We start from the raw sequence: 15,223 nt of genomic DNA on the forward strand, positions 1-15,223 counted from the left end.
CATCAAGTATGCCTCATCAATGACCTGCGCTATTTGGTTACGGTTTCTTGAATACAATCTATTACTGCTGACAATTACCTAATGCCGGCTCCATTTGGTCAATCCACTTTTCTATCAGCGCGACTGCATCGCTATGGGCAATACTGCGACCAATGGGCGGCATTCTGTCTTTGGCGTTGTTCAATTCTTGTCTGTACACCAAAATCGAATGATCACCGTCGCCAGGAATAATATCGTAAGATAAGCCGCGTTCGCCGCCATCCCAGCCGGGAGGCTGTTTACAAATCCCGTATTCAAAGCTGGTGTGGTCGACATAAAATCCAAGCCTTAAGCCTGAGATACTGGCAAAACCTTGGGGGTTATGGCAATGGGCGCAGTTCACATCTAAATAGCCTTTTGCTCTGGCGGTAAGCGGCGCCGAGTCATCAAAAATATCGTAGGTTTTACCGACTTGATTAAGCTGTGGCAAACCTTGCAGCAATCCTTGCTGTTGCCATAGTTGCAACTGGTTGATTTGACTACCTTGATGGCTAACGTCTCTATTGAGCAAATGTGCCTTTAAGCCGATGGGCTCAATTTGACTGCTATCGCCACTGGTTTGGTGGCATAACTTACATTCAGCGCGGCTAGGAACATGATAATCAAACGGTTGGCTTTGGCCTTTATGGTTAAGTGTATGGGGGATATCTTTGCCAGCGACTTGCAGACTTGCTTCTCCGTCTTGCCAGATATAGGGCAATGTCGTCCAGCCGGTGTCTCGATGAATGAGCAGGCGAGTTTCAATTAATACTTCATTATTCGCGCCGCTCACTTGAGTATCAAAGGGCAGGGAGAAGGTTTTTACCAATACTGTGCCCACAGGCATGTTGAATGTATCTGTGCCCACAGGCATGTTGAATGTATCTGTGGCATCAAAGGCGATGGTTTGGTTTGTGGGGATAAATATAAAGCGGTGTTTACTGGCATAGTTTGAAAATAACGCTGTTGAGAGTTGGTAGCTTAACCCCGGGGATGTTGGCGAGCTGGTGGGAATAGAAGGGTCGATAAACAGTCCATATTGCGCTAAAGACTGACAATCTTCATTCATCAGTGCATCCCAATTAACTTCAGTGGTGGTGGCCTCACAACTTGAGGATGGATCTGGCGAGGGGGGATCCGGAGTAGGATTTGGGGTAACCGCCGGCGCTTGGTTATCAGGTGTTGTTTGTGCTTGCTCATCGGAGCCACCGCAGCCGACTAATAGATAAATTGCAATAATGAACAAAACTGTGCGCATGGGTTTTTCCCTATTTTTGGTGTTTTAGGGTTAAAAAAGGCCGGCATGTGCCGGCCTTAGGTCGATATAGCGATTAAAAGAATCCGCTATTAGTTAGAGCAGCTTGCTTCAGGTAGACGTTTGATCCACTCATTAATGAGTGCAACACCTTCAGCGTGAGATAAGCTTCGACCGATCTCTGGCATTCTGTCACCCGGGTCGTTAGATTCCATTCTAAAGTGCAGAATCGACTCCTCTGGCTTACCCGGTACGATATCAAATCCGAGTGAACCGCCACCATAAGCCACAGGTGACTTACAGGTACCGTGTGAAAGACCGGCATCTTCAGCATATGAGCGCCAGTATTCAAGCTTTAAGCCAGTGTTAGACGCGTTACCTTCTGGGCGGTGACAGTGAGCACAGTTAATGTCTAAATAACCTTTGGCTGCGTTCATTAGCTCTGTGTCTGAAAGCTCTGCAATACTGGTTTCATCGCCGTCATTGTATGCTGGAACCGTATCTATGCTGGTTACATCAGGTACACCTTGTAAAATACCCGCTGCTTGCCACTTTAATAACTGATTCATGCTACCGTCGCTATAGGCGTAATCTTTATTAAGATTGCGCGCTTTAGGGCCAATAGGCACAAATTTGGCTGGGCTGTCAGCGTCAGGTTTATACTGGTGGCACTGTTTACATTGGTTCATGCTTGGCACGACATAATCAAAGGCAAAGTCATCGCCATTGTGCATTACACTCTTGGCTTGAATAGCACCGGCTTTGGCTAGAACCGCATCAGACTTTTCTGCGTTCCAGACATAAGGTAGGGCAGTCCAGCCTGTTTCACGGTTGATAAGCAAACGCGTTTCAATCAGGTCTTCATTAGCAAGGCTGCGTTGACTGGTGTCCATTGGCAAAGCAAATGATTTAACGATGACAGTGCCGACTGGGAAGTCCATTGATTCGGTTGCAGAGTAATCCGCTTTAGTGCCTTCAGGCACAAATACATAACGATATTTACTCGAGTAGTCAGTAAATAACGGCGTATTTAAGTCATAAGGCAGTCCACCAGAGTGAGGGGCATTGGTTGGATCTTTCATGTCTGCAAACAGGTTGTAGTCAGACAAGTTAGGACAGTTTGCTTTAAGCAGCGCATCCCAAGAGGCATTTGAACCTTCAGCCTTACACAAGCTTAAATCGCCATCGCCCTCAAGACCACCTTCACCTTCGCCAATGGTGCCACCGCCACCGACTAGGTTACCGCCGTCACAACCTGCTGTGTCATCATCGACACCACAACCAAAGATCTGATCGCCAAAGGTGACAGTATGCACTGGCAAGCTGACTTGTTGACAGTTCATGATATCGGCCTGGGTTTTTTCAAGCAGGAATTCTGGGCTATTGGTATCGGTATTATCATTGGCATATAGGCGACCAAATGACACATCACCATTGTCAGTTGCACAGATATTGTCACTGCCGTCTGCTGCAAATGGCAGTTCTTGCAAGCCTAAATATGCCGCGGTGCCATTATTTGATAACAGTTCTCCAAGACCATCGTATAACACGCCCGGGAACTGCCCGTGGGTAAATAGGTAACCTTTAATGATGTCATCAATTAGGTAACCATTAGGCTTTTGGCCATAGCCTTCAATTTTGTTGCCGTGCATATAAATATTGCGCGGCGTTGGGCGCCAGCCATCTGCAATGGGTTGTCCTGGTTGACCATAGTTAGCCACAAAAGCTGAAATATCAGGCTCAGCAATAAAGAAGCTCGAAATAGTGACAGCCATAGTATCGTGATTAGTGATCTCATTATTAAAGATCTCCACATCGTCGGTAGACAGGATAATCATACCTGTACCCGGTGGCACAATGTGTACGCCTGCAGGGTTGGCGGATGCATTAGCAAAGTTTTTAGTGTTGTTGTCGTAAATTTTGTTATTGAAAATACGCACGCTTGAGCCGTATCTATGGTTACCGATAGGTAAGTCAAACACTAAGATACCACCAGTATTGCCCATGGCCTCGTTGTCATATACATCGGCGTATTTTGAGTTTTCAATCTCAATACCAGCCACGTTCTCTTTGGCGATATTGCGGCGCACGACAATGTACTCTGACTGACCCACATAAATACCGGCATCGGCACTACCACGAACATAGGTATCTTCAATGAGAATGTTTTCACATTCAACAGGATATAGTCCGTAAGCACCATTGCCTTCGTCAAGCTCACCTTCCCAAACTGTTGCTAGGCGGCGCAGGATAATACCATTGGTGTTTTTAAGTTTGATGCCGTTGTTTTTCGCTTCGTTAACCGACAAGTCTTGAATAATAATGTTCATGGCATTTTGCACAAAAATACCATCGCCTGAGTTGGCATTTGAGAAGTCTAAAACAGTCTCATCCATGCCATAACCCATAATGGTGACGTTTTTAGCGTAGCTGCCATCGCCGTCAACATCGCCGTCAAATAGCAGTGTTGATTCGATTTCAAAGTTACCTTTAGGCAACACGATGACATCACCACTTTGGGCATTAATGAGTGCTTCTTGAATGCGCATAGTGAGGTTGTCACCTTCTTCAACCATAATGGCGCCTTCGGGAAAGTTGTTCTCAGGTTGTGGATCTGGCACTACCACTGCGGGCGTATCGTCTACTACTGATTTATCATCGTCTGATGAACAAGCCCCCAAGCTTATTGCAACAGCGCTGGCAATCAAAGTTGGCATTAGCCAAGTCGGTTTCTTGTTGAGCATAGCGTCTCCAAAATTATTTTTATTATGCGACTCCTAGATTGCACTGGCGTACAAGATAAGCAATGTGAAATGTGGACAACAATTATTTAACAAGTTGTTGTCTTGAGTGTTTGTGTGGAGGTTTAAACGAGGTGATTGGGTTTAAGTATTGAAATTTAATTTGAACTCGATAAGTTTCAAACGCCTGTATTGATTCGCTATGTCTGATAAAAAGTGAGGTTATTTTAGCGGCGGTATGACGGTATCGCGCTTTGCTCGAAAAGGCGTGGGCGGAAATAGGAGGGGATAAAGCAAATAGCTAAAACGATGAGTTATAAAAAATCCCCACCGATTAGGGCAGGGATTTTATTTTAACGCGTGGCAGTCGCTATTTACATAGCGAGTCATGCTTAGATATCGATACCGAAACCAATAATAAATTGATAGTCATCTTGCTCTGGGATCAATCCGCTGGCATCAGCCTGTGGGTTATTGATGTGATCCCAAACGAATGACAGATCAAGGTCAAACATGCTGGTTAATTCAATCTCTAATGTGGCAATAGCATGGTGAGTATATCCACCAGACTGTTCATTACCGTATTGCACGCGGTATAGCGTATTGAAATCGATGTCACTGGTAATTTCAGTGTCAAAAGCCGTTTCAATGACCATAGCAGCACTGCCATCATCGGTTTCTTCGCCAGCGGCTACTTCATCGAATCTTGTATAGGTATAAGCCGGACCACCACTGATGCTCCATTCTGTTTTTGAGTTATCAATGATGTTGTAACCCAAACCCGAACCGACTGTCGCTCGATACTCAATGTTTGAGAATGGATCTTTGTAGATCTCAGCAAAGATAGGTCGCACATAGAACTGCTTTGAGATAAACCAGTCAAAGTTAGTATTGATACGATGATTGTTAATGCGGCTATCACCGTCAGTCTTAGAGTAATTACCGATGTAATCAAGGTTAAAACGTGATTCAGTGGTACGGCGAATCGTCTTAGCTAATGCGCTGTAATCGATTTGGTCGGTATTACCGCTGCGAAAGTTTGCACCTAAGGTGATCTTGCTTGACCAGTAATTAGCTTCTGATTGGTCGCCAGCAATAATGGTCATGATTTGCGTGTTATCAAACTCTTCGCCATTAATGTACGACTTGCCATTTTCAACCAGTAAACGGCCCGTTTTAGTGCTTAGATCGGTAAAGCCAATACTCACAATGCCACTACTTTGCAGCACTTTAACGTCTTCCCAGTCGATATAGACAGTATCGAGCTCATCACTTTCAAACTCTAACTTGTCATCATAAAGGTTTTTAATTTCGCCCTTTAATAGCTCAAGTGAAGTGAGTTGCAGCCAATCGTACTTAGCATCCGCTGGCGGATATAGATCGGCTGGCGTAAGTGCTTGTTGAGAGGTGGCTGGTGTCGTGATAACCGCTTCTGCTGACATAGCAGAACCAGAATAAACGGCTGCGAGACAGGTCGCAGCGATAAGTGTATAGCGCATGTGGTATTCCATTAAGCTTCCCTTGAAAAGCGACTCCTTTGGCTGACTTTATTTTTAGCCGGTCAGCTTTAATTAAGGTGTAAATATGCTATTCAAGGTTTGAGTATTAAACAACGGTACAATGATTTAAGCGGCGATTATAAAGCCTGCTCAAACCATGGCAACATAAACTCGGCAATTATTATCTGCGCCTTTTGATTTGGGTGAATGCCATCTCGTTGCATTAATGATGGGTCGATGACAATTTGCTCCATAAAAAATGGCATCAAGGTGATGTCATGTTCAGTTGCTAAATCTTTATATACCGTATTAATCTGTGACGCGTATCTTGGACCGTAATTAGGTGGCACCATAATCTCACTTAATAACACTTTTACCTGTTGTGCTTTAGCTAGCTCAATGATTTTTGTAAGATTGTTTTTCAATTGTTTTGGTGGGAATCCGCGAAGTCCATCGTTTCCGCCAAGTTCTATCAATAATATTTTGGGCTGAGCAGATTCAAGCAGGGCGGGCAGTCTGCGTAATCCGCCGGCCGATGTTTCGCCGCTAACTGAGCCATTAATGATTGAGCTATTTGGCATTTTCTCACGTAGTAATTGTACCCAGCCTTGATTTTCGGGCATGCCATAACTTGCACTTAGGCTATCACCTAGGATTAATATAGGGGTAGCACTCAGCCCAAAACTGCTGAAAACCAATAATAAGACCAAACCGCGAAGTCGGTTTTTAACGTTGAAGAAGGATTCTATGTCTGAAAATAGCGCCATTACCGTAAGCCACCTAGTTAAATCAGTTGTTACTCAAGAGGGAGAACTGACTATCCTCAACGGCATTAATATGGATGTCAAGCAGGGAGAGAGTGTGGCGATCCTCGGACCATCGGGTTCAGGTAAGTCAACGTTATTAGGTTTGTTAGCAGCTCTTGACTCGCCAAGCAGCGGTTCAATCAAACTTGACGGTGTTGCACTTGAAACACTCAATGAAGAAGCTAAAGCCTCCCTGCGCAAGCAAAAAGTCAGCTTTATCTTTCAATCTTTTATGTTGGTTGACACCTTAAACGCCCTTGAAAACGTGATGCTGCCAGCAGAACTCGCCGGGATGGCTAAAGCGAAAGACAAAGCCCAAGCTATGCTCGAACGAGTGGGGCTGAGTCATCGTTTAACCCACTTTCCTAATCAACTGTCTGGTGGTGAGCAACAACGTGTGGCGATTGCCAGGGCGTTTATTTGCGAACCTAAAGTATTATTTGCCGATGAGCCGACAGGTAACCTTGATTCAGCCAATAGCGATAAAATTGCCGATATGCTGTTTGAACTCAACCGTGAAAGTGACACTACCTTAGTGCTGGTCACCCACGATATGGAGCTTGCGAGCCGCTGTCAGCGACAATTTATTATGGACTCGGGCTGCTTAAGTGAAAAAACGGCTGCGCGAGATGTAGAGCAGAAGACTGAGGAAAATGATGAGGTAACGGGCGAGGCGCGCGCATGGAGTTAAGTTTAGCGTGGAGATTGTTTAAAAGGGAGTTATCGCAAGGCCAACTGGTGTTGATTATTTTGGCGATAACCTTAGCCGTGCTGTCGGTTACCGGCCTTGCCAGTGTAAGTGAGCGTTTGCAGCTGGCAATTAACGGCCAAGCCTCTAAGTTTATTGCTGCCGATCGCATCATTGATTCACCCAATGCAATAGACCCCAAGGTGCTGCAGTTAGCCGATGATAACGGCTTGTCTCGTGTCAGTAGCATGCAGTTTAATTCGATGCTTTATGCCGGTGATGCGTTTCAGTTGGTGACGGTCAGAGCGGTTGAACAAGGCTATCCGTTAAAAGGCGATATTGAGCTTAGCACGGGTAAAGCCGAAGGCTTACCTAGTGCGAATAACATTTGGTTTGAAACTCGTTTAGGTGGCTTGTTAGGTTACCCAGAGCAAATTGAGCTAGGTAACGCCAAATTTGGCTTATCGAAAGAGATTATTCGTTTGCCGGATGCTGGTTTTAATCCGTTTGCCTCATCGCCGGTTGTGTTGATGCGCATTGAGGATGTGGCTAAAACTGAAGTGATTCAACCTGGCAGCCGGGTGACTTACCGTTATCAGTTTGCAGGTGATGCGACCGCGTTAAATGCATTTGAAGCAAAAGCTAAGCCGTTACTGAATACCAGTCAGCGCTGGGTAGATGTGCAGTCTGGTGATTCACCTATTGCGGAAGCGGTAAAGCGCGCGGAGCGTTTCTTATTGCTGGCAAGCTTATTAGGTATTGCACTTGCTTGCGCGGCAATCGGCATTGCGGCGCAGCGTTACTGTCAGCGTCATTATGATGTGGTCGCCATGCTTAAAACCTTTGGCGCATCGGCAAAACAGATCCGCGTGCTATTTGGTATGCACTTATTGTTAGTGACCGCCGTTGGTGTGGTACTCGGGCTTATTGGTGGCTTTGCCTTAGATAGGGGCATTACTGCATTTTTACCGGCAGAAATTGCTGCTTATACGCCGCCAATGATGCGGCCGATTATGCTGGGCTTAGGCACGGGCTTTATTAGTGCATTTATGTTTTCGGCTTATCCACTCATGCGCTTATTAGCTATTCCGCCATTACGGGTATTGCAAAGACAGCTTGAAGGCATACAGCTAGGAATGTGGCTGCACTTAGTGCTGAGCTTAGGGGCGATGGCGCTATTGGGTTATCTGTACTCGCAAAGCCTTGCATTAACCTTAACTGTAGTCGCAGCGGTTCTTTTGTTAGGCGTACTATTAAGTGTGCTTGGCTTCTTTATGATCCGTCTTGGCCACAGTGTGGGGATGAAAACCACCAATCCATTGCAGTTAGCATTGGCGGGGCTTAGACGCCGCGCCAAACAAAATGCGGTGCAGCTGGTGGGCTTTAGTAGCGCGTTGGTGTTGCTACTGACTATTTTTGCTCTTAGACAAGACTTACTCAATGAGTGGCAAAAACAGTTACCGGAAAACTCGCCAAACTATTTCTTAGTCAATATTGCGCCAGAAGAAACTCAGCCAATTAGTGAGTTTTTAGCGCCACATCTACAATCTGCACCAATTATTTACCCTGTTATTCGTGGACGATTGACGGCAATTAACGGAGAGGTGTTAATTTCGCGAGATCAGCAGCAAGAGGGGGTAGAGGGCAGAGTGGGGATCTCGCGCGAGTTAAACCTCACTTACCGCGACACTATGCCACCCAATAACGATTTGTTAGAAGGTGAGTTTAATAAAGACAAGTATGACGTGTCGGTTGAGTCGGGCGTGGCTGAGCGCTTGGATTTATCTTTGGGTGATAAATTAACTTACACCATAGATAACCAAAGCCTGACGGTAAATGTTGCCAGCATTCGTGCGGTGCATTGGGAAACACTACAACCCAACTTCTTTATGATCTTTACTCAAGAAGCATTAGCGCCGTTTGCTTATACTTCTATGTCGAGCTTTCATCTTGATGACTCGCAGCGAGGATTGATTTTAGAGTTAATCAAACAGTTCCCAACGGTATCGATTATTGATGTTGGCGCTATGGTGAGTCAGCTTAGGCAGATTATTGATCAGGTCTCTTTGTCTCTGTCATTGGTACTCGTGTTGGTGTTACTAGCAAGTGCCTTAGTGATGATTGCACAAACTGAAGCAGGTATGGCAACAAGGCAGCGAGAGTTGGCGGTATTGCGTACCTTTGGTGCCTCTGGCTGGTTGCTGCGAGCAGCAACAGGGCTTGAATTTGCGCTACTTGGTACCATTGCCGGCATTTTGGCGGTAATCGTTGCCGAGTTTACGCTTTACCTACTTAAAACGCAGGTGTTTGAGTTAAACGTGTATATGCATTGGCCTTGGTGGGGGATTGCGCCGCTTTGTGGTGGATTAGTTGTGGCGACTTTAGGTATTTGGCGCTGTAGACAACTACTGAGCAAGTCATGTGGCGAGCTGCTTAAAGGGCATTAGTTACCCATAACAAATTGAGCACTAATCAAAAAAGGATAACGCTGGGCGTTATCCTTTTTGTTTTAGTCATCTTTCTAATTAGTCACTATCTGTAGATTAAGCTTAGTGATTGAGCTAATCAAACATCAGTTAGCTACTATGTCAGCTAATGCTGGCGCTAACTCTGAATAGGTAAACTCAAAGCCCGACGCTAATGCACGCCTAGGTGTAACGTATTGGCCTTCAATTAATAGCGTCGACATCTCACCTAAAGCAAGCTTTAACGCAAATGTCGGCGCGGGAATACAAGCTGGGCGATTGACGGCTTTGCCAAGTGCCTGAGTAAAGGCTTTATTGCTGACAGGGTTGGGCGCTGTGCCGTTATAAACACCTTCGCAGTCAGCATCAAGGGTCAAATGGCTGATAAGCGCGATAAGATCTGCCTGATGGATCCAGCTCATTCCCTGTTGCCCGTTACCAATAGGGCCGCCGAGACCCAATTTAAATGCCGGTAACATTTTGGCGAGTGCGCCGCCGTGGCGACCTAATACTAACCCGATGCGGACAATACACACCCGTGTTTGCTCGCTTTGGGCTTTTAAGGCTTCATCTTCCCAACGGCGGCAGACTTTGTGGGTAAATTCTGCTTGGGTCTGTTGGCTAACTTCAAAGCTCTCATCGATAGGTTGTAGCTTTTGGTCACCGTAATAACCAATGGCTGAGGCGCTAACAAATGTGTGCGGTGGTGTGTCACTTTGTTTGATTAAGCTGCTTAGTTTGCTGGTAAGGTCCCAGCGGCTTTGGCAAATAGCTTGCTTTTGGCTATCGCTCCAGCGTTTTCCAGCAATGGGCTCGCCGGCTAAATTGATAACGGCGTCAAAGTCATTGAGGTGAGTGAGCAGATCTATTGACGCTAGGTACTGGTGTGAGGCGCCCAATCGTTTTTTGGCAGCCTCAACTGAGCGGCTTAAAATCGTTAGTTGATGGCTGTCTTTTAAGGCGTTAACCAGTTGCGTACCAATAAATCCGCTGGCGCCAGTTATTAATATGTTCATAGGCTCAAACTCAGAGGTTATAAAATAGATGATTATCAGTACGCTATGGCTGACCTATTGGATCGACTGTTTTTGATAACACAGCTCTAGCGACACTGAATCGGCAAAACGTAATGCATGGGGCTTATCGATTTCTACTTTAGCAAAGTCGACCCAATCATGCTCACTGGCAATACTCAGCACTTGGCTGGTTAAGTTTTCCAGTAAAGAAAAACGGTTGTTTTCAACTAAAGCAATGATCTTTTTCGTAATCGTGCGATAATTCAGAGCATCATCCATATTGTCACTGTTTCTGGCTTTATCTGCACAGTAATGAATAACAGTATTAATGGTGACATCTTGCTTATTTTGAATTTCGTCTTCTTTAATGCCAATGTAAGTACGTAACCTTAGGTTCTTAATGCGGATCACGGCGATTTCTGGTTTCATAAAAAACGATGTCCCTGTTGTAGTTCATGTTAGAAGCAGTTTATATAACCCTATCAATATTATAGTGAATCAAGAAGGACTTTATTGTAATGACTCGATTCGAGAATCAAGGGGTCGCTTTTAAAGGCTTCGCCATTTCCGCATTTATTGTGGTCATTTTGGCAGGTATTAAAGCAGCTAGCCCTATTGTTGTGCCGTTTGTATTATCAGTATTTATTGCGGTGATCTGTAATCCGATGATCAGTTGGATGACACGTCATCGTACACCACGCGGTTTAGCTGTACTGCTGTTGATGGTGTTTATTGTGTTAATGGGCTTGTGGTTGGCCTCAGTGGTTGGCACTTCAATTAATGAATTCTCCAAACAGTTACCTTTTTATCGTGACCAATTAATCGATCAGTTTTCTTGGATTGTAGAAAAGCTAGCGGCGTTTAATATTCAAATTTCCAAAGAACAGATTTTGGCTTATTTCGACCCAGGGGTTGCACTATCGATGACAACAAATATGTTGTCAGGTGTAGGTAGTGTGATGGCTAACCTGTTTTTGATTATTTTGACCGTGGTATTCATGTTGTTTGAGTCGAACGGTTTTTCAACCAAAATGCACCTTGCACTAGACGATCCAGATATGCGCTTAAAGCAGGTGGACCGTTTCTTACATTCTGTAAACCAGTACATGGTGATCAAGACATTAGTCAGTTTAGCAACGGGCTTAATCATTGGTGTTGGTTTGTACTTTATTGGTGTCGATTACGCATTGTTATGGGGCGTGATTGCGTTTTTGTTTAACTATATTCCCAATATCGGTTCTATCATTGCAGCTATTCCGTCGGTGCTATTAGCCTTCATTCAATTAGGCCCAGGGGCTGCAGGTGGTGTGGCATTACTTTACCTTGGTACCAATACGGTTATGGGCAACGCCGTTGAGCCAAGATACATGGGTAAAGGTTTAGGCTTATCGACATTGGTGGTGTTCCTGTCGTTAATTTTCTGGGGCTGGTTATTAGGCTCTGTGGGCATGTTGTTATCTGTACCTTTGACCATGATCGTGAAAATCGCCCTTGAGTCTAGCTCTGGCGGACGTTGGTTGGCGGTGCTGCTAGGTGATGATGTGTCTGAGGAGCAATTACAAGAAGCCAAAGTTAGCGCGACCGCAGCATTAGAGAATACATCGCTAGCGCAGTCTGACGTAGAGCAATCTGCAGCAGCGAGCGAGCAGCAAGACAGTAATCAGTTAAAAAATAGTGAAAAGTGAGTTTGATGCAGTTATTTATTGAAGCAGTACAACAAGTAGAGTTTCCTGAAGATGTTACGCGTTTATTTCACGGGCGTGGTGGGCGTTTCCCGGGTTGTGAACACTTATGTTTGGATTGGTTTTCGCCAGTATTGCTATTAACTAGCTTTAAAGGCTTAGAGCCAAGTGAGCTTGAGACGTTGTGCGAAGCAATAGAGCAACGTTGGCAAGCCGTTAAAGGGAATGAGCCATTAAACTTAGTGTTTCAATATCGCCGTGGTGGTGAGACTCATACTGAAATCATTCAAGGTGAAGTGCCTGAAAAACATATCGTCACTGAAAATGGCGCGTGTTTTCAAGTGCATCTATTACGTGGCCAGAACCATGGTTTGTTTTTGGATATGGCAAATGGTCGCCAATGGGTACGTGAGAATAGTGCACATAAAAAAGTGCTAAACCTATTTGCTTATACTTGTGGCTTCTCGGTGGCCGCTTTGCAAGGTAAAGCCGATGAAGTGGTTAATATCGATATGAGTAAAGGTGCTTTATCTATCGGTAAGCAAAATCACATTTTGAATGATTTTAAAGCCGGGGCGCGTTTTTTAGGTCATGACATTTTTAAGTCTTGGGGTAAGTTAACCAAGCTTGGGCCTTATGAGGTAATCGTTGCTGATCCTCCAAGTAATCAAAAGGGCAGTTTTGTGGCGACCAAAGATTATGCTCGATTGCTAAAACGTTTGCCTGAGTTATTAACCGATGATGGTGATATGTTACTGTGCCTTAATGCGCCAGAATTGAGTATTGATTTCTTAATGCAGCAGGTTGAGGAGTACAGCCCAAGCTTGGTTTTTTGTGAGCAACTGGCTAACCCTACAGTGTTTGAAGATGTCGATCCTAATAAAGCGTTAAAAGTGCTTAGGTACCGTAAGCAAGCCGGGTGCTAGCTTTTATAAGGTTTAGTTTTTAGATGTCATAGCTTTTAGATGCGCTAGCTTTTAGAAAGACGCGATAGGCCAAACAAGATGTTTGGCCTTTTTTATGCCAGTTTTGTGCTAAATAAGCCTATTTATAACCTAATGGGGGGAGATAAAGTGCGAAAAACGGAATGGTTAGTATAATATTTAAGCGCTAAAAGTAGGCTGTTAAGCGTTAATGTGAATATTAAACTGAAAGTCTTTCACTTGCACAAACCGTTGTTGACGGTTTTTAGGGGGGTTTAGGTGGTTTTTGCTGTTTTATTAGAATAATAATGAAAGTTTTCTGTAAGTGGTGCCAGCAAACTGTTATACTCCGAATTAAGAACTATGCATATTTGGCATATTTTTGAAAAAAGGCTAAATGTCACACTTTTGATGACATGCCTCTTTACCCTACACCTTAATCAAAGATCCGGAGTCGTTATGGAAATTCAGGAATATGAAGGCGCATATTACCAACTACAAGATGAGATGTTAGAGTCTCTACCAGTTGAAATGGATGAAGAAGCGTTTTTAGATTAAGGAAAATAGCTAAGAGCTCAGTTATAGCGTGTGACATCATAAACTGTAACTCGAGTCTTAAGACAAAATAGCAACCTAAGGGTTGCTATTTTTTGTTGGATGACCGCTAAACCAGCATAAAAAACCGTCACTATATTGATTGGTATAAAGTAGGTAACGAGTGCTTACTTTGATGCCTTTTATCGTGCCGGTTTGTAAAGTATAGGCTGCAGCTTATTTATAGCAGGGTTTAACCGTTCACCTGTCGCTTTTCTGGCATGATTTCGACAATGATCCAGTTACCGTTGCGCTTATTTAGGCGTAATGTTCTATCGTCCACCCAAGGTTGTCCGCCACGTAGTCCCTTCATTTTGACGATGACGGTGACGTCATCGGTAAATTTACGGAAGAAGTCGATATCTACCTCATCAACTTCTAATTCAACATTTGTCATCGATAAATTAAGCATATTTCGCTGCACTGCTGCGGCAATGTAGTAGTGACCTAAAATTTCCTTTAATGGATCATCAACATAAAATTTAGCTTTTTCTATGTCTTTGTCATTGTACACAGCGCTGAGAAAGCCTAGTGACGATAATTCAGGTGTACGAAGGGATGGCTTTGCACCAGCGTTTATTTCTTCACTGGCTTGGTTTGATGGACTGCAAGCGCTAAGACCCAATAAAGTAATGGCAAAAATAATGGCTTTAAACATGTGTTAACTTCTTATGAGTTTGGCTCAGTATTACGATTATTAAGGGCTAACGCAAGAAAATCAGTTTAGATCTTATCTAAAGCTTGACCTAAGTAAAGATCTAAGGCATATCTGTATAGATGACTTGAAAAGGTTATCCACAGAATCTGTGGATAACCATGTTGAAGACTATTTTTAACATGCTTAAGCTGCTGATTCGTAACCAGTAAATCTACTGGTTATTTTTTGATACATTCTGTTTTGTCTAATATTTATCTACTTTTAAAGCATCAAAATCGCTATTTCTAGCGCAGATAAACGATCTTGCGATCGTATAACCATCTCAAATTATCTTTAATTGAATATACGGCGTAGCCAATTAACCTGAGTTACTTGGTATAACTATTATTTGCTTAAAAACTCATCTAGTATCTGTTTTAACTGAAAAAGCTGAAGGAAGTGAATATGTCTAGCCGTGTATATGTATTAGCGCAATTTAAACCTAAGCCGGGTAAAGAAGCGGAATTATTTGAAGTGTTAAAAGCGTTAGAGCCGGATTCATATAGAGAAGAGGGCTGTATTCAATATATGCTCACCCGTCAGATTGATCATCCGAGTGCTACACGTAATGAATATCCGATTGTATTTAACGAGATCTGGCAAAGCGCAGAGGCTTGGGCTGCCCATGGTACTCGTAAGCAAATTCAGCACTTTTTTGAAACTCAAGTGCAAGCTGAAACAGGCTTAGTCGCTGATGCGATTGTTACCGCTTACAGTGACGAAGGGCACCATTACGATAGTCCGATTTACAAATAATCCTGTCCATAATGTTTATAAACAGATTTAAAAACAAAAAAGCCTGCAAATGCAGGCTTTTTATTAGGATTTAAACGAGGCTA

Annotated in this window: 12 protein-coding genes; 5 read left to right on the forward strand and 7 right to left on the reverse strand. The window is 43.9% G+C overall.

Features of this window, described 5'->3' with window-relative positions; all coding sequences use genetic code 11:
- Nucleotides 1-61: 61 nt before the first annotated feature.
- The 4 genes from AB4298_RS14240 to AB4298_RS14255 all read right to left on the reverse strand — a co-directional run bounded on the left by AB4298_RS14240 (nt 62) and on the right by AB4298_RS14255 (nt 6,280).
- Nucleotides 62-1,276, reverse strand: a complete 1,215-nt coding sequence (locus AB4298_RS14240; protein ID WP_371987220.1) for an SO2930 family diheme c-type cytochrome — start codon at nt 1,274-1,276, stop codon at nt 62-64.
- A gap of 89 nt (nt 1,277-1,365) precedes the next feature.
- The gene (locus AB4298_RS14245) at nt 1,366-4,017 is read right to left on the reverse strand and encodes a parallel beta-helix domain-containing protein (RefSeq protein ID WP_371987221.1); all 2,652 of its coding nucleotides are present in this window, start codon (nt 4,015-4,017) and stop codon (nt 1,366-1,368) included.
- Between the two features lie 389 nt (nt 4,018-4,406).
- Nucleotides 4,407-5,525, reverse strand: a complete 1,119-nt coding sequence (locus AB4298_RS14250) for a DUF481 domain-containing protein (protein WP_371987222.1) — start codon at nt 5,523-5,525, stop codon at nt 4,407-4,409.
- 125 nt (nt 5,526-5,650) lie between these two features.
- Nucleotides 5,651-6,280, reverse strand: coding sequence for an arylesterase (locus AB4298_RS14255; RefSeq protein WP_371987223.1), 630 nt, complete (start codon nt 6,278-6,280; stop codon nt 5,651-5,653).
- Here AB4298_RS14255 and AB4298_RS14260 point away from each other — a divergent pair.
- Nucleotides 6,261-7,010: an ABC transporter ATP-binding protein gene (locus AB4298_RS14260; protein WP_371987224.1), complete on the forward strand. Its 750-nt coding sequence runs from the start codon at nt 6,261-6,263 to the stop codon at nt 7,008-7,010. The genes AB4298_RS14255 and AB4298_RS14260 overlap by 20 nt on opposite strands.
- A complete protein-coding gene (locus AB4298_RS14265) occupies nt 7,001-9,454 on the forward strand; it encodes an ABC transporter permease (protein ID WP_371987225.1) in 2,454 nt (817 codons plus the stop codon). The genes AB4298_RS14260 and AB4298_RS14265 overlap by 10 nt, the downstream gene beginning before the upstream one ends.
- 125 nt (nt 9,455-9,579) lie before the next feature.
- Here the strand turns inward: AB4298_RS14265 and AB4298_RS14270 are convergent, their stop codons facing one another.
- Nucleotides 9,580-10,488: a TIGR01777 family oxidoreductase gene (locus AB4298_RS14270; RefSeq protein WP_371987226.1), complete on the reverse strand. Its 909-nt coding sequence runs from the start codon at nt 10,486-10,488 to the stop codon at nt 9,580-9,582.
- Nucleotides 10,489-10,542: 54 nt separating this feature from the next.
- The gene (folX, locus tag AB4298_RS14275; RefSeq protein ID WP_220782494.1) at nt 10,543-10,917 is read right to left on the reverse strand and encodes a dihydroneopterin triphosphate 2'-epimerase; all 375 of its coding nucleotides are present in this window, start codon (nt 10,915-10,917) and stop codon (nt 10,543-10,545) included.
- Between the two features lie 89 nt (nt 10,918-11,006).
- On the opposite strand from folX, the gene AB4298_RS14280 reads away from it, so the two are divergent.
- The gene (locus AB4298_RS14280; protein WP_371987227.1) at nt 11,007-12,173 is read left to right on the forward strand and encodes an AI-2E family transporter; all 1,167 of its coding nucleotides are present in this window, start codon (nt 11,007-11,009) and stop codon (nt 12,171-12,173) included.
- 5 nt (nt 12,174-12,178) lie between these two features.
- Nucleotides 12,179-13,096 carry a class I SAM-dependent methyltransferase gene (locus tag AB4298_RS14285; RefSeq protein WP_371987228.1) on the forward strand — a complete coding sequence of 306 codons (918 nt, stop codon included), beginning with the start codon at nt 12,179-12,181 and terminating at the stop codon, nt 13,094-13,096.
- A gap of 784 nt (nt 13,097-13,880) precedes the next feature.
- On the opposite strand, the gene AB4298_RS14290 is transcribed toward AB4298_RS14285, so the two are convergent.
- Nucleotides 13,881-14,345, reverse strand: coding sequence for a hypothetical protein (locus AB4298_RS14290; protein WP_371987229.1), 465 nt, complete (start codon nt 14,343-14,345; stop codon nt 13,881-13,883).
- 444 nt (nt 14,346-14,789) lie between these two features.
- Between AB4298_RS14290 and AB4298_RS14295 the strand changes: the two genes are divergently transcribed.
- Nucleotides 14,790-15,140, forward strand: coding sequence for a putative quinol monooxygenase (locus AB4298_RS14295; RefSeq protein WP_220782489.1), 351 nt, complete (start codon nt 14,790-14,792; stop codon nt 15,138-15,140).
- Nucleotides 15,141-15,223 lie beyond the last annotated feature (83 nt).

Origin of the sequence: Shewanella sp. 10N.261.52.F9, assembly GCF_041471165.1 — a bacterium.
Lineage (GTDB): Bacteria > Pseudomonadota > Gammaproteobacteria > Enterobacterales > Shewanellaceae > Shewanella > Shewanella marinintestina.